The organism is Thermoflavimicrobium daqui (assembly GCF_003313465.1).
GTDB classification, from domain to species: domain Bacteria; phylum Bacillota; class Bacilli; order Thermoactinomycetales; family Thermoactinomycetaceae; genus Thermoflavimicrobium; species Thermoflavimicrobium daqui.
The window spans coordinates 213811-235204 of the sequence record NZ_KZ845663.1 but is presented as its reverse complement, the minus strand read 5'-3'; the positions used below and the strand labels follow the sequence as shown (position 1 = coordinate 235204).

Annotated in this window: 17 protein-coding genes; 8 read left to right on the top strand and 9 right to left on the bottom strand. The window is 38.8% G+C overall.

Translation table 11 applies throughout. From position 1 onward, the window contains the following. Positions 1–30: 30 nt before the first annotated feature. The 5 genes from map to DL897_RS01130 all read right to left on the bottom strand — a co-directional run bounded on the left by map (position 31) and on the right by DL897_RS01130 (position 4066). Positions 31–783, bottom strand: coding sequence for a type I methionyl aminopeptidase (map, locus tag DL897_RS01150; protein ID WP_113657292.1), 753 nt, complete (start codon positions 781–783; stop codon positions 31–33). 125 nt (positions 784–908) lie between these two features. After that, positions 909–1379: a hypothetical protein gene (locus DL897_RS01145; protein WP_113657291.1), complete on the bottom strand. Its 471-nt coding sequence runs from the start codon at positions 1377–1379 to the stop codon at positions 909–911. Between the two features lie 72 nt (positions 1380–1451). Then, positions 1452–2279, bottom strand: a complete 828-nt coding sequence (locus DL897_RS01140; RefSeq protein WP_240627228.1) for an ABC transporter permease — start codon at positions 2277–2279, stop codon at positions 1452–1454. Beyond that, positions 2276–3046, bottom strand: coding sequence for an ABC transporter ATP-binding protein (locus DL897_RS01135; RefSeq protein WP_113657290.1), 771 nt, complete (start codon positions 3044–3046; stop codon positions 2276–2278). The genes DL897_RS01140 and DL897_RS01135 overlap by 4 nt, the downstream gene beginning before the upstream one ends. 12 nt (positions 3047–3058) lie before the next feature. After that, positions 3059–4066, bottom strand: coding sequence for an ABC transporter substrate-binding protein (locus DL897_RS01130; RefSeq protein ID WP_113657289.1), 1008 nt, complete (start codon positions 4064–4066; stop codon positions 3059–3061). Positions 4067–4489: 423 nt separating this feature from the next. On the opposite strand from DL897_RS01130, the gene hemA reads away from it, so the two are divergent. Genes hemA through hemB form a run of 6 tightly spaced genes read left to right on the top strand, consistent with a single transcriptional unit; the run spans position 4490 to position 10798 of the window. Further along, positions 4490–5854, top strand: coding sequence for a glutamyl-tRNA reductase (gene hemA, locus DL897_RS01125; RefSeq protein ID WP_113657288.1), 1365 nt, complete (start codon positions 4490–4492; stop codon positions 5852–5854). A gap of 17 nt (positions 5855–5871) precedes the next feature. Next, a complete protein-coding gene (locus DL897_RS01120) occupies positions 5872–6690 on the top strand; it encodes a cytochrome C assembly family protein (RefSeq protein ID WP_168188586.1) in 819 nt (272 codons plus the stop codon). Positions 6691–6707: 17 nt separating this feature from the next. Then, positions 6708–7355, top strand: coding sequence for a precorrin-2 dehydrogenase/sirohydrochlorin ferrochelatase family protein (locus tag DL897_RS01115; RefSeq protein ID WP_113657286.1), 648 nt, complete (start codon positions 6708–6710; stop codon positions 7353–7355). Between the two features lie 14 nt (positions 7356–7369). Next, positions 7370–8296, top strand: coding sequence for a hydroxymethylbilane synthase (hemC, locus tag DL897_RS01110; RefSeq protein WP_113657285.1), 927 nt, complete (start codon positions 7370–7372; stop codon positions 8294–8296). Beyond that, a complete protein-coding gene (cobA, locus tag DL897_RS01105; RefSeq protein ID WP_113657284.1) occupies positions 8293–9801 on the top strand; it encodes a uroporphyrinogen-III C-methyltransferase in 1509 nt (502 codons plus the stop codon). The genes hemC and cobA overlap by 4 nt, the downstream gene beginning before the upstream one ends. Before the next feature lie 16 nt (positions 9802–9817). Further along, positions 9818–10798 carry a porphobilinogen synthase gene (gene hemB, locus DL897_RS01100; RefSeq protein ID WP_113657283.1) on the top strand — a complete coding sequence of 327 codons (981 nt, stop codon included), beginning with the start codon at positions 9818–9820 and terminating at the stop codon, positions 10796–10798. 361 nt (positions 10799–11159) lie between these two features. Here hemB and DL897_RS01095 read toward each other — a convergent pair whose 3' ends face one another. After that, positions 11160–12599 carry a S8 family serine peptidase gene (locus DL897_RS01095; RefSeq protein WP_113657282.1) on the bottom strand — a complete coding sequence of 480 codons (1440 nt, stop codon included), beginning with the start codon at positions 12597–12599 and terminating at the stop codon, positions 11160–11162. A 630-nt stretch (positions 12600–13229) separates the two neighbouring features. Here DL897_RS01095 and DL897_RS01090 point away from each other — a divergent pair. Next, positions 13230–13799: an RNA polymerase sigma factor gene (locus DL897_RS01090; RefSeq protein WP_113657281.1), complete on the top strand. Its 570-nt coding sequence runs from the start codon at positions 13230–13232 to the stop codon at positions 13797–13799. Then, positions 13786–15438, top strand: coding sequence for a DUF4179 domain-containing protein (locus DL897_RS01085; protein ID WP_113657280.1), 1653 nt, complete (start codon positions 13786–13788; stop codon positions 15436–15438). Before DL897_RS01090 ends, DL897_RS01085 begins: the two co-directional genes overlap by 14 nt. A gap of 71 nt (positions 15439–15509) precedes the next feature. Here DL897_RS01085 and DL897_RS01080 read toward each other — a convergent pair whose 3' ends face one another. The 3 genes from DL897_RS01080 to DL897_RS01070 form a co-directional block, all read right to left on the bottom strand. Next, the gene (locus DL897_RS01080) at positions 15510–17681 is read right to left on the bottom strand and encodes a peptidase domain-containing ABC transporter (protein WP_113657279.1); all 2172 of its coding nucleotides are present in this window, start codon (positions 17679–17681) and stop codon (positions 15510–15512) included. Between the two features lie 78 nt (positions 17682–17759). Next, positions 17760–20879: a type 2 lanthipeptide synthetase LanM family protein gene (locus DL897_RS01075; RefSeq protein WP_113657278.1), complete on the bottom strand. Its 3120-nt coding sequence runs from the start codon at positions 20877–20879 to the stop codon at positions 17760–17762. A 165-nt stretch (positions 20880–21044) separates the two neighbouring features. Further along, complete coding sequence (locus tag DL897_RS01070) at positions 21045–21242, bottom strand: mersacidin/lichenicidin family type 2 lantibiotic (RefSeq protein ID WP_113657277.1); 198 nt, start codon at positions 21240–21242, stop codon at positions 21045–21047. Positions 21243–21394 lie beyond the last annotated feature (152 nt).

Sequence of the window (21394 nt, the reverse complement as noted above, 5' to 3'; positions counted from 1 at the left end):
GCTTCTTTTCTTCTATAACCTACTTGGCATTTATTTATTTTGATCTGTCAAAATCATAGGGCCATCTGCTGTGATCGCAACTGTATGTTCATATTGAGCGGAGAGACTACCATCAACTGTTTTAGCCGTCCAACCATCTGCTTCGACTTTAACATGATGTTTACCTAGATTTAACATGGGCTCAATAGTGATGACCATTCCTTCTCTTAACAATGGTCCTTGACGGGGTGGGCCATAGTGGGGAACTTCTGGTGGCTCATGCATTTTACTACCAATTCCATGCCCAATAAAGGGACGAACCACTGATAGTCCATGGGATTCTGCAAACGTTTGAATAGCATGAGAGATATCACCAATGCGATTACCAACAGTGGCTTGTTCAATTCCGCGATAGAGGGCTTGATAAGTGATATCTAATAGTTTTTGTGCATCGCTAGAAATTTTCCCAACAGCATAGGACCAAGCTGAATCAGCAAGCCAGCCATTTAAATTTACTACCATGTCGATGGTAACAATGTCGCCTTCTTTTAAAGGGATAGGACGAGGAAACCCATGGCATACTTCATCGTTCACTGAAGCACAAGTTGCAAAAGGATACCCCATGTATCCTTTTTGTTCAGGGATGGCTCCATGTTGTTCTAAAAAAGTTTCAACCCATTGATCAATGTCAGAGGTAGTGATTCCAGGGCGAATCATTTTGGCGATTTCTTGATGACACTTAGCAAGTAGCTGTCCAGCTTGATGCATTTTAATGATTTCTTCTTTGCTTTTGATATGAATCATGCTTTTCTCTCCATTTATTTAAATTAGACGCTGAATAGGAAATAGGCTTCTCTTTGAGCAAGCGACATCTCGAGCGCTGGGATCATAAGAGAAACCTATTTAGTTCTAAAGACTAAAAGATCAACCTATTTTTTCACTAAAAATAAAAATCCTAGCACTAAAACAAGAGCGGGCCAATAGGTATTAAGTATGATAGCAATGGAAGAAAGTCCAGGAATGTCTCGAAGTCCGGGCCATGCAAATGCTCCGATTAACATGATAAAAATTCCAATGATTAAAGTCATATGATGTTTGGTAACAACGAATTGTAGAATAACGGCTATGCCGAACATAAAGATCAGAATGCCCCAATGGGTAGGCCAATCAGATACATATTTATTTCCCCATACAGTAAGAAATATAGCCGTACTTATACCAGCAATTAGTACGAGTTGAGCTTGTTGGTTGATTAAAAAGATAAAAAGTAAGATGACACTTAAAAGTAAGCCCAAAAAAGGCCATGTAATAAAGTCTTTAATTTCAGCTATTTTAGTTTGTACAAATAGAAGTAAGATGCCCGCTAAAATAAGAAAAAAACCAATTATTTTTTTCTGCATGCGCAGGTACTCTCTCCCTTTTCTTAACATCCTTATGTCCTATCTTATCATAAACAATGAAGAAAAGGAGGACTACCCACCAAGCCGGTAGCGTAAAAGTCGGTGTTCTAACCAAGCGATAAATTGATACATGAGTGTCGAGATGACTGCGATAATAAAAAGGCTGACCATGACTAATGTGAGATTAAATACCTGAAATCCATATAGGATTAAGTATCCTAATCCAGCTTTGGAAACCAAAAATTCACCAACGATCACACCAACCCATGCTAATCCTACATTTACTTTTAAAGAGGCAATCATATCGGGAATACAAGCAGGAAAAATAACTTTACAAAAGATTTGGTAGCGACTAGCTCCGAAGGAACGGGCTAAGATGAGATAGCTTTGATCTACGCCTTGAAAACTACTATGGATTACCAATGCCGTTATAATGATAGTGATTGCAATGGCCATTGCTAAAATTGAACCAAATCCGGCTCCCATCGCCACAATAAATAAAGGACCAAGTGCGACCTTGGGCATACTGTTTAAAACGACCAAATATGGATCTAGAACACGAGATAAAAATGGAGAAGCCCAAATTAATGTTGCAATGGCGATTCCTAAGATGGTCCCTAGTATGAAGCCACAAACAGTTTCCCATGTGGTTAACCAAACATGCCCGAAGAGTTCACCTGATAAAGCCATATTGCTCGTTAACTGCCAAATTCGGCTAGGACTACTAAATAGAAAGGGGTCGATAATGCGAAGATTAGTAGCCCATTCCCATAACCAAAGAAAACTAACTAAAATACCCATTCTTAAAACCCAAACCCATATGGTTGTAATTCGAGTCTCTCGCAAATAACGAGCATGATTTGGACTCATCGCTCCCCTTTCTAACCAACTTTTGTTCATGATTTCTCCACCTCCTGCCATAGAGCTTCAAATAAAGGGCGGAAAGATGGATGACCACGTGCTTTCATTGGAGAAAGAGAACGCAGCTCTTCAGGAACTAAGAAGGTTTGTTGAACTTCTCCAGGATTCCCACCCATTACTAAAATACGATCACTCATTGCGATGGCTTCTTCAAGGTCATGTGTAACGAGAATAGCTGTTTTTTCTTGTTGGGATAGTAAACTAATTAGTAATTCTTCAAGATGTAGTTTGTGCTGGATGTCTAAAGCGGAAAAAGGCTCATCGAGTAATAGTATATCCGGTTTCATCGTTAAAGTTCGTACGAGAGCAACCCGCTGTCTCATTCCACCTGATAGTTGGGAAGGATAAAATTTGGCAACATGCTCCAATCCAACTTGCTTAAGAAGCTGATAACTGAATGCAATATGCTCTCGATTTGCTTGATGTTGGACTTCAAGCCCAAAGCGTATATTTTCTTCTACTGTACGCCAATCGAATAAGCCATCTTTTTGTAGCATATAACCAATTCGTTTTGATGGTCCTTTTACTTTTTCACCAAAGAGTACGATTTCACCATCCGTATAGGGGAAAATGCCAGCAATCAGGGAAAGGATCGTACTTTTACCACATCCACTTGGACCAACAATTGAGATAAACTCACCACGCGAAACATGGAATGAGACTGATTTTACCGCCTCTTTTTCTGTCTGTTTGGTTAAGTAAGTATGTGTTAAGTGATTAACTTGTACAGCAAAAGAGGAGATCATCTTCCCCCCTCCTTACTTTTCATTCATAATAGAATGACCTAATTTTGTATCAATAATTTGCTCATAAGGAACCGACTTTGGGAGCTCACCGGCTTGTTTCATTATTTGAAGTAAGTGCTGATATTCTTGGCGTTCAATGATGGGATCCAAAGACCACGACTGTTGTTGTTGATAACGTTCAATTACACGTGTAAGAATGGATCGATCCATATCTTTAAAATAAGGATATACGGCATCGACGATTTCAGAAATACGATGAGAGGCGATCCATTTTTGTGCTTTGTAAATTGCACGGATAAAACGTTTTGCAGTATCTGGATGATTTTGTAAAAAGCTTTTTTTTGACATATAGACAGTATAAGGGACATTCCCGCTATCTTTGCCAAAAGAGGCAACGATTTTGCCTTTTCCAGCTTGTTCTAATTTAGATGCAACAGGCTCAAACAATTGGGCAAAATCTCCCGTGCCTGCAGCAAATGCATTCCCTAAATTTTGATATTCAACATTTTGAATCATGCGTACATCCTGATGAGGATGAAGACCATTTTTACGTTGGACATATTCACTAACCATTTGTGGCATTCCACCACGACGCTGACCGAGTAAAGATTTGCCTTTTAGTTGATGCCAGTTAAAGGAAGAAAGTGGCTTTCGAGATACTAAAAATGTACCATCTGTCTGAGTTAATTGAGCAAAGGCCACGATGGGCTCTGTTGCACCACGAGCAGTCACATAGATGGCTCCTTCTGTGCCCATGAGAATGATATCGGACTCTCCAGCAAGTAACGTTGTCATCGTTTTATCTCCACCGTTGCCATTTATTAATTCTATTTCTAGCCCTTGTTCTTTAAAAAAACCAAGGCTAAGTGCAACATATTGTGGAGCGTAAAATAAAGAATGAGTTACTTCTACCAAACGGATTTTGGATGATTGATTCGATGAGGTGGGTGAACAAGCGATCAGGGAGAGATTGAAAAGAGTGATGATAAGAATGGAATAAAAGAATTTCCACTTAGACATAAGCTACACTGCTACGTGTATCCAGTTTTTCAATAAGTATCAAGTATTCACAAATCACTATAAATAATCCGTGAATTTATTCATTTGCAGCAGCTTTAGCCCTCCTTTTATCAGTTTATTCATAATATACATTTATTTTTATGATATATATTATATTCGTAAATGCTTTTATTTTCAATTGTTAAAATACTCGGATGAAATGGTTCTAATTGTAAATGCTAGGAAAAAAGTTCTTTTTATATCCCATTTAAACATTTGTGTACGGGCTATGTTAAAATATATTTGATTTGATGTCCTTCAAAATCTGTTCACAGGTAGGAAAGAGAAAAAAAATGACCTATGTTATAATATGGTGTAATGACTTAGGAATTGTCCCAGAATCGACAGAAATAAATGAAACTGGGAATCCGAGGTGAAAGTTAGATGCATACACTCGTTGTAGGGCTTAATCATAAAACAGCGAAGGTAGAAATCCGTGAGAAGTTCGCATTTTCTGATCGTGATTTATCCCTCGCTCTTCGTACTTTACGAGATATGAAAAGTATTTTGGAATGCGTTATTGTTAGCACCTGTAATCGAATGGAGTTATATGTAGTTTGTGATCAACTTCATACAGGGGAATATTATTCCAAGGCATTTTTGGAAAGCTGGTTTCGAATTCCAAGAGAAGAATTTGAGAGTAATTTGTATATCAAAGAAAATGAAACAGCTGTGAATCATCTGTTTCAAGTGGTTGCTGGACTTGATTCGCTTGTTATTGGAGAAACGCAGATTTTGGGACAAGTTCGATCGGCTTTCTTAACAGCACAAGCTGAAAAAACAACAGGAACTATTTTTAATATGTTATTTAAACAAGCGATCACCCTTGGGAAACGTGTTCATACAGAAACAGAGATTGGTCAAAATGCTGTATCTGTTAGTTATGCAGCTGTTGAGTTAGGTAAGAAAATGTTTGAATCCTTTCGAGATAAAACGATTGTGCTTATTGGTGCAGGTGAGATGGGAGAGCTTACAGCTAAACATTTTTATGCGGCTGGGGCAACCAAAGTGATTGTTCTTAATCGTACCTTGGCTAAGGCAGTTGAAGTAGCGCAGCAATTTCAGGGGATTGCCCGTTCGATGGAACAATTGTGTGAATCACTCCAAGAAGCAGATATCGTAGTAAGTTCGACTGGTTCGACAAAGCCTATTTTAACGAAAGAGGTGATGGAGCCGATTATAAACAAAAGGCGTTCACCTTTATTTCTCATTGATATTGCGGTACCACGCGATATTGACTCATCCGTTCATGAACTTGATCAAGTCTTTTTGTATGATATTGATGATTTACATGGGATTGTCGATGCGAACATCACTTTGCGTGAGCAAGAAGCTCAAAAGGTGAGGGTTTGGATTGATAAGGAAACCCGTTCCTTTCAAGAATGGCTTCAAATGTTGGGAGTTGTACCACTTATTACAGCTCTCCGTGAAAAATCACTTGCTGTCCAAGAAGAAACGATGGCAAGGATTGAAAGAAAGCTACCTGACTTAACCGAACGTGAAAAGCGTGTTTTACGTAAGCATACGAAAAGCATTGTCAATCAATTATTAAGAGATCCTATCGTTCGAATCAAAGAATTGGCCGCAACATCACAGCGAGATGAAGCGCTCGATTTATTTGTGCAGATTTTCTCATTGGAGGAGCATATCCAAGAGAAGGAAATAGAGCAAAAAGCAGCTTCTTCGACTCTAATTAAAAGCTTGAATAACCCAGCGCTTGTAGATGGAAAAGTTTCCGTCACCTCGTAAGCGAAAGGGGAATGGAAGTGTTTGCTGAGCGGTGGCTTTTTGACTTTTTAATCTATCTCTATGCACTTAGTTTACTTTTTTCTTTTTCAGATCTACTTTATCCCAACCTACGATCTCGACGCTTATCCGCTGGATTGTTAATTACAGTCTGGTTTTGTCAGTCATTACTATTTATTTTATGGATTTTTTCACTTATACCGATTGCATTGCAGTTTGACGCTCTATTTATGTATTCGTGGGCACTTGTTACGTTTACTCTTGTGATTCAGAGACTGTATCAGAGGATGGATTTATTTGTTTTTTTTGCAAATGTGATCGGCTTCACAGTACTCGCTATCCATCTGTTTTTTGCTCGGGATTTATCACCAGAGTATACGAAACTTCTCCTTTCTGAATTGGGATTTGTGCATATTTCCTTGGCGATCTTATCCTATGTCTCGTTTTCGTTATCGAGTATTTGTGCGGGACTATACTTGATTAGTAACTACTTATTGAAAAAGAAAAAATGGAATAAGTTTCTATTTCGTCTACCCAGTTTAGATCGTCTCCAAGTTTTTTCGCGCTATCTCGTTTTGATAGGAACTCCTTTATTGTTGATTGCCATGATATTAGGAGTGATTTGGTATTATCAGATGATCGGTCAGTTATTCTGGAATGATGTCAAAGTTTGGACTTCCAGTTTAGTAATGATTGTATATGGATTTGTGTTGTATCAGTGGGTTGTGAATCGCTGGAATGGTCGCCGCTTAGCTTGGTGGAATACGATTGCTTTGGTTTCTATTTTGCTTAATGTTTTGATCTCAAGTACACGTATCTCATTTCATCATTGGTTTTAGATAAAGGAGCTTGCTAGATGAATCGATTTTATCCAATGATGGTGGACTTAACTTCACACCGCTGCCTAGTAGTAGGTGGTGGAAAAGTAGCAGAGAGAAAAATTGCTCGATTACTGGTGTCGGATGCGGACGTCATTGTTGTTAGCCCTGTTGTAACACAAACAGTAAAGAAATGGGCTGAGATCGGGAAAATTGTTTGGTATCCGCGTTTTTATGAGGAAAAAGATGGAGAAAATTGTTCTATAGTGATTGCTGCTACGAATCAGCGGGAAGTCAATCACCAAATATATAAGGACGCAAAAAAGAGGAAGCAGTGGATCAATGTAGTCGATCAACCCTCACTTTGTAATTTTACGGTGCCTTCAACAATTCACCGAGGTCAGCTAACCCTTTCTATTTCAACTGGAGGAGCTAGCCCAAGTCTCGCCAAAACGATTCGTCAGGAACTAGAGCAAATATATGGAGAAGAGTATGCGCTCTTTCTTGAACTGGCCAAAGAGATGCGTGAAGAAATCCAAGCTAGAGTGCTAGATCCAGCCAAACGTAGCCAGATTTTAAAAAGTCTAGTTTCACGTCAGTGGATTGAGGCATGTCGCTCACATCCGGATCAGGTAAAGAAATGGATGCAAAAATGGCTTGATCAAGAGTTACAAGCAGAGCATTGAAAGGGGGTCTAAAGATGCGACCATTAGTTGTGGGAACAAGAAAAAGTCTGTTGGCTTTAACCCAGACGAACTGGGTCGTTCAGCGTTTAAAAGCTGTGTTTCCTGAGCTCAAAGTTAGCCAAGAGAAAATTGTAACCAAAGGGGATCGCATTTTAAATGTAACCTTATCCAAAGTGGGAGGGAAAGGCTTGTTTGTCAAAGAGATTGAACAAGCCTTGCTAGATAAAAGAATCGACTTTGCAGTGCATAGTATGAAAGATATGCCTGCCGAAATGCCACCTGGTTTGATTATTGGTGCTGTACCACTTCGCGAAGATCCACGTGATTGCTTGATATCGCGAGAAGGGCATACACTTGCAGAGCTTCCAGCAGGTGCGATTGTTGGTACAAGCAGTTTACGTCGTCAAGCTCAAATTTTAGCCGAACGCCCTGACTTACAAGTGAAACCTGTTCGCGGGAACTTAGATACACGTTTACAAAAGCTTAAAGCTGGTGAATTTGATGCAATCATATTAGCTGCTGCAGGGCTAATGCGAATGAACTGGAAAGATGAAGTAACGGAAGCTCTCTCTGTCAACACGATGCTACCTGCAGTGGGTCAGGGAGCACTAGCGATTCAATGTCGCGAAGATGATCAAGAATTACTTCAGTTGCTGGTCAAGATTCATCATGAGGAAACAGCAAGAACAGTACGAGCTGAGCGCGCCTTTTTGAAATCTTTCCAAGGGGGCTGCCATCTTCCACTTGCCGCTTTTGCAAAACAGGTTGACGAGCAAATCAATTTAACAGGCCTAGTGGCAGACCCAAATGGAAAGAAAGTGATTAAGGGAAGTATCACTGGACAAAATGAATGGGAACTAGGTCAACAACTTGCGGAACAACTGATTGAGCAAGGAGCTAAACAACTATTGGCCCAAATACAGAAGGAGCTAGTTGGATGACCGGGTTTGTATACTTGGTGGGAGCTGGGCCAGGAGATCCTGGCCTTATTACTTTAAAAGGAAAAGAGGCGATCCAAAAAGCAGATGTGATTGTTTATGATCGCCTTGCTAGTTCCCGATTACTCCGATACGCGCGCGCAAATGCTGAATTGATTTATGTAGGAAAGTCACCAGATCATCATGCGTATACTCAACAAGAAATTAACGATACTCTCGTACAGAAAGCCAAAGAAGGGAAGTGTGTGGTTCGTCTAAAAGGAGGAGATCCTTTTGTATTTGGACGTGGTGGTGAAGAAGGGGAACGTCTTATCTCTGAAGGCATTCGCTTTGAGGTGATTCCGGGTATTACTTCTGCGATTGCCGTACCTGCTTATGCAGGAATCCCCGTCACCCACCGTGACTATAACTCTTCTTTTGCGATCATTTCAGGCCATAAACGCTCATCGATTGATTGGGAACGGCTCGCAAATGCTTCTGAAACCTTGATCTTTTTGATGGGAGTTAGTAATCTCCCTATGATTGTGGAGCAATTGATGAAATACGGTCGTTCGAAAGAAACTCCAGTCGCTCTGATCCGATGGGGTACACGGGTTGAGCAAGAAACACTTATTGGAAAGCTTGCAGATATTGAACAAAAAGTCAGAGAAGCAAATTTCCGCTCTCCTGCTGTGATTGTGATAGGTGAAGTGGTTCATCTTCGTGAAAGACTGTCTTGGTTTGAAAACAAGCCTCTTTTTGGCAAACGGGTGCTTGTAACTCGGGCCCGTAGTCAAAATAGTGTTTTAGCTGAAAAAATTGAGGCATGGGGTGGAGAAGCTTGGGAGTTCCCTACCATTCGAATTAGTCCACCTAGTGATTTTGCTCCACTCGACCAAGCACTTCGGCAGCTGTCATCTTACGACTGGGTGATTTTTACGAGTGTCAATGGGGTCGAATATTTCTTTCAGCGATTAAGAGAGCTTAACATGGATATTCGCCAGATGGCTAAAGCGCGGATTGCTGCAGTAGGGGAAAAGACCGCTGCAGTGCTTCAAGAAAAAGGAATCATCGTCGATGTGCTTCCGAATGACTTCAAGGCTGAATCACTGGTGAAAAGCCTACGCACACAAGTTACTCCAGAAGAAAAAGTCCTAATTCCACGAGGAAATCTAGCACGAAATCTATTACCGCAAGAGCTTGAACGGATGGGTTGTCAGGTAACGGCTGTGGATGCTTACCAGACAGAGTCAAATATAGAAAGTGCTACTGAAATTATAGAAATGCTTCAAGAAAAAAAGATTCATATCCTTACATTTACTAGCTCTTCTACTGTAAAAAATCTAGTAGAAGGATTACGGCCTTATTGTGATGATATTCTCTCATTACTCAATCAAACTACGATTGCTTGTATTGGACCAATTACAGCTCACACTGCCGAAAAGCTGGGCTTAAAAGTAGATATTGTTGCCGAGTCTTATACAATTGATGGACTCATGGAAAGCTTGATTAAGGTAAAAACGCATTGAATTGGAGGAGACTGTCATGCAATCGTTTAAACGTCATCGGCGTTTACGTGCCAATGAAAAAATACGGCAAATGATTCGGGAAAATCAAGTACACGTTCAAGATCTGATTTATCCTATTTTTGTGGTAGAAGGAGAAGGAATTAAAGAAGAAATCCCTTCTATGCCAGGGATTTATCACTTTTCTTTAGATCTACTTGATCAAGAGGTACAGGAAGTGGTTGAGCTTGGGATTCCTTCAGTGATCATCTTTGGAGTTCCTCATGAAAAAGATGAGTGTGGATCACAAGCCGATGCAGATAATGGGATTGTACAAAAAGCGATTCGTAGCATCAAGCAAAATTTCCCGACTTTATATGTGATCGCTGATACTTGTCTTTGCCAATATACTTCTCATGGGCATTGTGGGATTGTCGAAGATGGTGTCATTCAAAATGATGCATCACTGAAGCGGCTAGCTTCTACCGCTGTTTCTCAAGCAAAAGCTGGAGCCGATATGATTGCCCCATCCAATATGATGGATGGATTTGTCTATGCGATTCGCCAAGGGCTTGATGAAGCGGGCTTTGCCCATATTCCGATCATGTCTTATGCTGTAAAATACGCATCCAGCTATTATGGTCCATTCCGTGATGCAGCTCACTCTACACCACAATTTGGGGATCGCCGGACTTATCAGATGGATCCAGCCAATGCGCGAGAAGCGATGCGAGAAGCGGAATCAGATGTAGCTGAAGGAGCAGATCTGCTCATCGTCAAACCAGCACTCGCTTATATGGATATCATTCATCAGGTAAGAGAACGCTTTGACCTCCCGGTTGTGGCTTACAATGTGAGTGGGGAGTATTCCATGATCAAAGCGGCAGCACTTCAAGGCTGGATGGATGAGAAGCAAACGGTGATGGAAACCATGCTTGGCTTTAAACGTGCAGGTGCTGACCTAATTATGACTTATCATGCTAAAGATATTGCCAGATGGTTGAAAGAAGAAACCGTGTAGCCAAGTGCTGCACGGTTTTTATCTTTATTCTCTTTATCTTCACCTTTTCAATAGAATAACGATAAGAGTTACTTAAAGAGATAATTCTGTTGAAAGAAGTAGCCAATTAAAGAAGTGCATGAAGCTTGTCTTCTCTTCATTTTGTCTATGTTGATGCGATTAGCTCTTCTCCGATCACTCCTCAATACACGGAATCCTCCGAAAAAATAATCGAAGACATGAAACAAGGAATCCAAAACGAAATCCCTTATGATCCAAACAATAAATAACCATTCATAATCAAGTTAATAATGTTAGAGGGGATGCCCCAAAAGGTACTTAGTAACCTTTGAGAGCATCCCTTTTATGATGATGTATTCTTTTATCTAACCAAATTTAATCCCCTATTTACATTCACTAGCCCATGTCCAAACTGATTATCTTTCCCAAGATCTCCTAAGTCGGAAGCGCTGTGACGAAGGATTTGCTTGATATAATTTGGATTTGGGGATTTGCCATGATGACGCTCTTTATAGCGAGCGATGAGTACACCAGCAGCCCCTGATACTTTAGAGACGGCTAAACTTGTTCCGGACATAAAAGTATAACCTTGTGGAATATCATACGCTTGATTAATCGGACTAAGTGGAAAATAGGTGGGTAAGGTAGTTAGTACCATCTCATTTACATTAATGTTATCGAGATGGAAGTCTCCTGAAGGTGCAGCAAGGTCAACCTGAATTCCATAGCTTGATTGCGATGAGCGTGTATCTTCTTTGGTGGTTCCAGAAACGGCAACGACAGAATGAAGTTCTGATGGGAGTTGGATCATTTCATCCCCGGGATTTCCCAGCTTTTCCGCAACCTCTTTTGGATCACTTAGATCGAAACCTTCATTTCCAATCGCTCCCACGGTAATGACTCCTTTTTTCGCAGCAAAATGGACGGCACGCTGATAGGCTTGGATAATAGCGATATCTTCGGGTTTATGGAGAGATTTAAATGTACCTAAGCTTAAGTTAATGACATCAACCCCATCTTTTGCGGCCTGTATCATGGCTTGAATCACCCAAGATGATTCACCTCCACCTTGATGAAAGACTTTATAAGGTACCAGCCCTAACTCGGGTCCTACCCCCAATAGGCGACCATTGGCTGCGATCCCTCCCGCGACCATAGTTCCATGTCCCATTCTATCTAAGGTATCTGTGACATCAGGTACAAATGATTTTCCTTGCGATACGATGTTATTTTTTAGATCTGGATGATTAAAGTCAAAACCACTATCGATGACTGCTACTTTGACTTGATGGTTTCCAGCTTCTTTACGATAACTTTGCCCGTTTTCGGTCACCTTTTGGATATCCCATCCCCATTTTTGATAAAGATCCGCTTTTGTAAGGTCTACCTGAGTTGGATTCACCTTTGAAATGGGTTTTATACTTTGTAGCTGAGCATCTGGATCTTGAGAAGTAAACAGCTGAGCTGGAATGGGTGGTGGAGAAACGATCTGATCTTCGCCAACTGCTTTGATCTCACTTCCATATTGTTTTTGTGCAAACTGGATGGCAGCTTGGAGCTGATCTTGATTATTAGAAGATAGCTTGATTATTGCTACTTCAGGAATGCTCTGAATAGAAACAGGATACTGCTCAGTAATAGACTTCTGAACTTCATCGAAACGGATTGAAGTGTTTTCTTGAAACACGATGAGTTGACTATGTACTTGCTTCTCGTTTGACTGGGCGGTCGATCGAGGTGAAAAAGTAAATAAACTAAAACATAATATGATAACAGTGATTAAAGTAAACCATTTTTTCATTAAATATTATCTCCTTTCTCATATCCGTTTTTATATTAACAGTTTTTTTAATTATTTTGTTAAAATTACTGCAATTAATTCATGCAATATGTAAATGTTTTTATTTTATAAATCCAAAAGTACCAGTCTATGTAATACAAGCACCTTCCTAAGTTATACAAATGATCTGGAAGGTGCCTGTGATACGAGCATTTTTTAGATTTGATTTTATAGTTAAATATATTTTGAGGCAAAAACAAATCCAAATACAAACATAAGTACAACAAAAATCAAGAAGATGACTGTTCCGATGATTTTTCCTTTCTCCATCAATATCTACCTCCAAATATAGTATCTAATCAAAATTTATTATAACAAATTATTAACCGATTGTTTTCAATAGTTCGATCAAGTATCTCCCCATTGCTAGATAAAAGTAACGAATTGCTTTTGTATAAGATGGATTTTTCCTCCAAAGAGACAAAGGTCTCTAAGAGCAACTCTATTCATACAACCAGAAAAAAGGCTGTTAACCAATTGCTTAGGTTAACAGCCTTACCATTTTTGTCACAATTACGATTAAGATAAAAAACGATTTATTTCGTATTAGTAATGAAAGGTTTAATTTAAACATTTATTTAAGGAGGATCTATGAACGAGAAAGACCATTTTAAAGAAGATGATAAGTGGGTACAGCAAGCTTTAAGAGGAGAGATGGATGCTTTTGATTCATTGGTCAGGAAATACATGAATCGCGTTTATTTCCTATTGTTTCGAATGATTCGCAACCCTCAAGATGCGGAAGATTTAACCCAAGAGTGCTTTGTGAAAGCATATCATCATTTGCAAGATTATGATGCGAAGCGGAGTAAATTCTCGACATGGCTTATGAAAATTGCTGTCAATCTCTGTATTGATGAATTTCGTAGAAATAAAAAAGTACCGATGCTTCATGTAGTTGAAGAATTGACCCATGAACATGAGACACCCGAATCTTTATACTTAAGAAAAGAAACATATGAAAACTATGCTTATAAGTTAGATCAACTACCAGCCAATTATCGTACCGCTTTACTATTACGATTTTATGAGAATATGAGCTATCAGGAGATTGCTGATGTGATGGGCATTTCTACCACCTCTGTTCGTAATATGCTATATCAAGCGAGGCAACGTTTAAGAAAAAGTCAAGAGGAGGTACAGGCATATGGAATGTCTTAATGATAAAAAATTGGCGGAATTTCTAGATCAAGAATTAACCCATAAGGAAGAATTAAAAATACGCACACATATTGAAGAGTGTACGAAATGCCGAGATCGACTTGGAAAATGTCAAATGGAAAATGAAGAGATTCAAGCTTATTTCACTAAAATAGTTATGCCACCACCTCTTCCAGATTCATTTGTGAATAAAGTGCGTATGCAGATCAATGAATCATCCAAAATGTCAGCATCAGTGGGAAAGAAAAAGCAACAGCAACAACCCAAACGAATGAAAAAAAAGTTCATCGTTGCTACTACTACAGCTGCAACAGTTACCTTACTTTTAGGAGCTAGTGCATTGGTTTCGCCATCGGTTAAAGCCTTTATCACCTCGCTATTTGAGAGGAAAACCACGGAGGTCAGCTTACAACAAGCTGCCAAAGATGGCTTTATTCAGTCAGTCAATAAACAGGTAACAGATAAAGGAATACAGTTAACCATTCATGATGTCGTTCTTGATCCCACGCGCATTAGCTTTTCATATTCATTGAAAGATACGAAGGATGAATCCGTGATTTTCCCATCCATTGGGGATCCCAAAAATGAAATATATATCGCCGACCTGCAAGGAAAACGTCTAGCTAGCGGTGGAACTGGGGGCGTGCTGCCAGAAGATAAACAAGCAGAAGAAACGATTTACATAGACCAGGAGAAACTTCCTAATCATGTTGTTCTTCATATCAATGTAAAAAAGCTTGGAGGAGAACGCGGATTAAGTAATATTAAAAACATGAAAATTCTTCCTGATACAACGGGAAATTGGCAATTCAAGATTCCACTTGACTTACAAAAAGCTGCATCACAAATGAAACAAAAGAGTATTCAACAAGCCTCCTTCTTGGATCCAAAAACGAAATTAAAACTCGAATTTAGTCAATTAATAAAGAGTACAAGTCGAACTTCACTCGATTACCAAGTATATCTTTCCGATTCAGAAAAACAACAGCTGAAACAAAAATTAGCCCAAACAGGTTTATCTGAGGAAATGCAGCGTTCTTTGGAAGGAAACTTGCAGAATGTATATCTGGGATATCAAATAGTAAATAAAAATGGCAAAGTTATCGCATCAACCAATAAAGAGGATCAGCGTAAAGGAATTCTTTCACCCATTAGCGGGGAAACACTCTCTAATAAGAAAAAACGTGATAGCTTCCCACCGCTGAAAAATTTGGATCCATACAAAATCGAGGTAGATCACTATAGTAAGCACCAACTCGTTCAAGAGCGAGTTAAGCTAGATTTACAAGAAGTCAAGAAGAAACCAGTTACAATCTCAGTACAGGGAAATAAACTCACATTTAAGATTGAAAAGACAAAAGCACCCAATGATGAAGTGCCTCAGAAGCTGGTGGCTGTAGGAACTTTCAATAGCAAGATCGCCACGGATTTCCCTGTCGGCAATTGGACATGGGTGATGAAAGATGGGACAAAAACGAAATGGATCCATAGCTATATCTCTAATCCAGAGGATAAAAACCGTCGTTATCAAATGGAGTTTGAACGAAGTGAACTAAAAGACCTGTCCAAACCCATTACTTTGGAGCTCCTGTCTATGCCTGTCTATTATCCAGTTAAATGGGAGACAACTTTGCAGTAGAAGATCATAAGATATCCTATCTATAAAGGGGTTCTCGCTTTTGACAGTATAAAGTGAGAACCCCTTTATATTCATGAAACCGACGCTTTCTCTGACTGCTCTTTTCTTAGTGATGTCTCATACAGTTCAAAGTAATGCCCTTTTTTCTGTAACAGTTCCTCATGTTTTCCTTGTTCGACTATTTTCCCATCACCAAGGACTACGATGAGATCCGCATTTTGGACGGTGCTAAGTCGGTGGGCGATTACGATACGGGTGCAGTTCATCTCTGATAGATACTGATCCACTTTTGCTTCATTCACACTATCTAAGGAGCTGGTTGCTTCATCTAATAATAAGATAGAAGGCTGATGAACCAAGGCTCTGGCAAGTGCGATGCGCTGTTTTTGTCCACCCGAAAAGTTCGTACCAAATTCGGACATTACGGTTTGGTACCCAAGTGGTAACTGGATAATATCCTCATGAATCTGGGCTAATTGAGCAGCTTTTATGACCATTTCTGGTTTGATTTCTGGATTAAGAAGTGTAATGTTTTCATAAATGGTACGATTAAACATATGAATATGCTGGGGAACCATCCCAATCTGCTTGCGTAGCGATGGCTTATGTAACTGATCTATATCTTGACCATCGAAAAAAATTTTTCCTGATGTAGGAGGATAAAGTCCGATAAGTAAGTGAGCGAGCGTACTTTTACCTGCTCCAGATTTACCGACGATCGCTACTTTTTGCCCAGGTAAAATGGATAGATGAATGTTTTGTAAGACGAGTGGACTATACTTGGCATAGCGGAAGCTAACATCTTCTAGATGAATCTGTCCGTTTAGTTTTTGTGTGGTCATGGTTTCGGTCTCATCATCTTCAACCGGATGATCCAGTACATCGCCCATACGACTTAAGTAGGCAGATACTTTTACCATTTGTTGATAAGCAGAAACCAAAGTAGATAGTGTGAGAAAAAAAGTAATGGTTAAAGTATAGAAAGCGATCATTGAGCCCATGCTGATATGTCCCTGCATCACCTGCCACGTTCCCATACAAAGGAAAAATAAGGGGGCGGCGATGCGAATCCCAAAGATGGCAGTATCCAAATTAGCGGAGTAGTACTCTTTTTTGGCAGTCGTTTTTAATTGGTCTTGATAAAAACCTTCCCAGATCTCCAGCATTTTCTCTTCTAAGCCCGCTGATTTAATCGTTAAAATACCATATAAAATCTCACTTTGCATCCACTGAACTTTGGTTTTTCGTGTTAATTCTTCTTTAGAGAGTAGCTGTAATTTTTGATTACTCATCAAAAGGAGGAGTACATAAATGATTCCGATACCTATTACAAAATAAGTCATTAGGGGTGACTGGATAAAAAAATAAATGAGAAAAATGATGACAAGGCTGATGTCTAAAATACCACTCACTACTTGATTGGATAAGATCTCACGAATAAATAGATTACTATTAGCCCGATAAGCTAGATCACCAAATGAACGAAGTTGAAAAAAGGGATAAGGAAGCCGGAGTAAATGCCGAAAAAATTGAACCATTAAGTTCCAGTCCAAGACGTTTTTTAGCTTGACCAAAAAGCGAGAACGTAAAAAGGTAAAGAGCACTTGGGATATGGTAAGTATGATAATTGCTCCTACTAACGTACCTAAAAGTTGATATTGGTTTGGTAGGATCATTTGGTCGATGACAAAGTTAGTAACCAAGGGTGCTGTCATAGCTAAAAGCTGAAGCAAGATAGACCAGAGTAATAGTAGGAATACCAGCTTTTTATTTTGCACTAGAAGAACTAAATAAGGTTTCCAGTTGTTTTTTCTTTTGTTTGTTTGAAACGACTCGGTCGGTAATAGGGTGATTAAATAATGGGAAAAGGAAGCCTGAAATTCTTCAAGAGGTAATATCTTTCTCCCTACAGCAGGATCTACGATAGTAAATTGGTTCCTTTTGATTTTTTCTAAGATCACAAAATGATGACCTTTCCAGAATAAAATGGCGGGAAGTGGAATATCTGCCAGATCGTCCCCGGATTTTTTATAGGCTTTACTACTAAAGCCAATCATTCTAGCTGTAGCCATCAGTTGCTTTAATGAAATACCATCTCGCCCTGTGGCGGCGATTTCTTGTAAGTCAAAGAGAGAAAGATACTTACCGTAATATGCTGAGATCATTGCGAGACAACATAGCCCACACTCAGACTGTTCATTTTGTTCGATATAAGGAACTTGCTTTCTATTTATCCATCTCATCTCTGATGTTTCCGTCCTTTAGTTTTGATGAAGGCTTCTGATCTTTTGGTTAGACCAGAAGCTTTTAAGCATTAGTATTTACCCCAAGTATAAAATGGGGGGCATAGGCTGATCTTGATCGATATATAGCAAGGATAGACCCATTCCAGCAAGACCGAGCATGAAGCTTAATGATTCCGCGCGATTGGGTAAGCCACTAATGAAACCATGTTTTTCGATCTGCTGTTTAAGCCTTTGTTTCACTTGTTCTAGCCTGTGATCAGGAATATTTAGTTTGCTTTGGACATGCTTTAAAATCGCAAGGTTGCCTAGCTCTCCATGGCATAAACTATGGTTTTCCTTCCAATTGTTTTCGAAGAAAGATTGTACCGCGACCGATACCATCTCTTTCTGAGACGGAGTAAGAATGCCCCACATTTCTGTATATCCTAAGAGAATTCCCGGGGTTCCATGGCACCAAGCTTGTTGTTCGGCATTGTTTCCATGGGATGGATCACGTAGATCACGCCAACAACCTTGATCATGATCAAATAAGGCATCTTGATAGTTTAGAGCCTGTTTACAAGTGGTAAGATGCTTTTCTTCCTGTGTCACTTGGAATAAGCGGTATAAAGAGAGAGCGATTCCCACAACTCCATGAGAAAAACCACCAAGTGGTCTACTATTAAATGGCGAAGGCCAAGCCATTCCTGTATCACAAGCGACTTGATGAGTCAGTAGATGATCGCCACATTGTTTAGCTAACTGAAGTGCTCGCTCTTTTCCTGTTAAACGATATAGCTTTAATAAAGCGAGGAGAGCCCCAGCTGAGCCACCTAAAAGATCATAGACTTGATCTTCTTGGATTAGACTTTCTAATGAGTCTAGGAGAGGCTCAATGGAGTCCAATAGACTTTCATCTTTCCAAAGTTCATATAAAGTAGCTAAGCCATACAAAATGGAAGTAGATCCATAAAAGGCTGAAAGATTATTTTGATTCGTAGGTATTCCATGTTCAATGACTGTTTTGACAGCAGCTCGAGCTAATTGGGTATAAGATTCATCTTTGACTTCATCACCTAAATAGGCAAAGAAAAGTGCAATTCCCATCACTCCATCATAGAGCCCGAAGGAAAGAGGGTTATAGGTCATCTTGCCAAATGGATTAAGATTTAAGCCAATCCAAGTCACATCGGTTTGATCTTTACCCCATATAGCTTGTTTAGCAAGGTATTGCCCCACTTGAATAGCCATATTTTGAGAGGAAGTTGTGTTGATGGGCTTAAAGGGTTTATTCATTTCTTGTACATGTGAGGGGAGTTGATTCCAATTTTCCACGAGAGTCATCATGGACATATATATTTGATAAGTTTGGTGTTCTAAATCTTCTTTGCTAAGATAAGCTAGTCGTTCTTGGACCAATTCCCAACCACTTTTCTCAAAAACATTTGTTATCTCTTGACCACGACTATCCCAAGCATGACGAGAATCTACTTTGGTATAGAAATAGGGGACATCTCCTTGTAATAGATCTCTACATTCTGAATCAGTAATATAAAGAAACTCTGATGCTGTTTTGCTAAAGCTCCACAATTTATCAAATAAACGAACTCGATCCATTCCTTGCTGAAGATAATCAGGATGGTAACTTGCTAATAGTAAACTGGAGTAAACAGAGGTTCCACGGAATATCTGACGTACATGATAAGCTTTAAAGGATTCTAGTAGTTTTTGTAACTCAGATTTATTATTAAGAAGAATGGTATAAGCCTCGCGAAATCCTGCGATTAAATCTGTGAGATAGTGGATTGGATCAACAACTTTTCCATTTAACCTAGGTCGATGTTGTTTTGCCTCTAAAAATCTTTTTACTTTGCCAATTTGAATCTGATCAGTTTGATCGTTCTGTAAATGATCTGCTTTTTTTGTCACAAGCTGTCCTTCTTTTCCACCAATCCCACTAACCTCTACAGTGTTTTCGGGATCGAGTCGATATGGAGTCGGTAAGATTCCGATTCGATGAATCGATTTGAATAAAAATTTCATAGCTTCATGTTGAGCGGTTGTTTGTTCATTCATACTAATACTTTTATGAAAGAGAGATTCTAAGTCAATTAAAAAGGGATGGGAACCATAAGCAATTAAATTTTCTAAATGAAAATCTGTTGCGTATAAAAGATATAAAATAGCTATATATCCACCTTGTCGATAATAGAACTGTTTTATTTCATCTGGGGTTTGACATGCTTTATAGGGAATAAACTCCATCCAACCATATTTGTCTTTCTGAATAATTTTTATAGGTAGATATGAATGATAGAATCCTTTATCGTTTAGCCACTGAAGAAGCTCTTGAAATCCGTGATCTATACGTAGATCACGAGGCTTATAAACTACTTTTTGTCCCTTAGCAAATTCAAAAATGGTAACAGTTTGCCCTTTATTATGGGTGTCACCTTCTCCAATATGTAGCTTAACTAATAGTAATTCCTTATTCTTAGGAAAGAATGATTGAATTTCTTGAAAATCTTGTATGTATCTATTAATCATCTGAATATGATTATAAATAATAGTTTCGGTAGTTTCTGTAAGTAGACGGGCAAGTACGGGATAATCGAGTAAGATCTGTTTTATATCATCATAACGGGTTATTTTTTGCTCTACAAATGATTGAAAACGTTCTTCAGGAGTATTACCAATCAATTCATCATTTAGTTTGGCGATATTCACTTCTAAAATTAGTGTTTTTACAGCTATTTTCATCAGTGTTTGTTGTAGATAATGCAGAATGGAATCAATAACTTGCCTTTGATCAAAATAAGGATGGTGTGATGATAATGGTTTCAAACATGTCTCTAAATCATGTTTAGCTTTACGAAGAAAAGGATCAATGAAATGAAGAAAAGGATGAGCTAGACTTGTTGAAAGAGTATGGTCTTGATATAAGGATGCGGTTTCAAAAATATGTTTCAGTTGTGTAAGCCAAGGTAAAGAGGTTTCTTGATATTCCAATACTTTCTCCATATTTTCTAATAAATAGTGAAATTGATCTACATTAAGACCTGCTTTTTGTAAACGATATTGAACAACTTGATTACTACTTTTCATACCTTGCAGCCATTTTTCGGCTTTAGTTGAATTCTGAAATTTTTGTTCAACTTGTACTGGTATTTTAAGTTCATGCAAATAATATGCTTGAACCCATTGTTTGGTGTTCATTTATATATTTCCTCCTATGATGGAATGATAAAAAGGTGAAACTAACTTTTCACCTTTTTATAGTAATTCTTTGTGGTATAATTTAAGTTATTTGTTATACTTTTAATGATGATGTATAGTTATTCATTCATAAGAAAAGGGTGAAGAATAGGCTTCACCCTTTTCTTAGATACTGCACATAAAAACACTGAAAGTAATAGCTAAACATGGTACTGTGGTTTGAGGTTGAGTATCCGAACCGCCAACAATCGCTTCTAGTTCTTGCTCAGAAATTTCTCCAGCTGGATGCCCTACATGATTTTCTAATGTTGCACGAAACTCAGGATCTTTCCAAGCACGAATAGTTTGTTCTTTATTAAGCATGACGAACCTCCTTATGTTTTATAATTCGTCCTACTATTTAAAAGATATCAAACTTTATTTTTTGAATCAAGCATATTTTAATTAATTTATATAATAATATTAGCATTGAAAAAAACAGTATAATATAATGTCAAATAAATTAAACATGATAT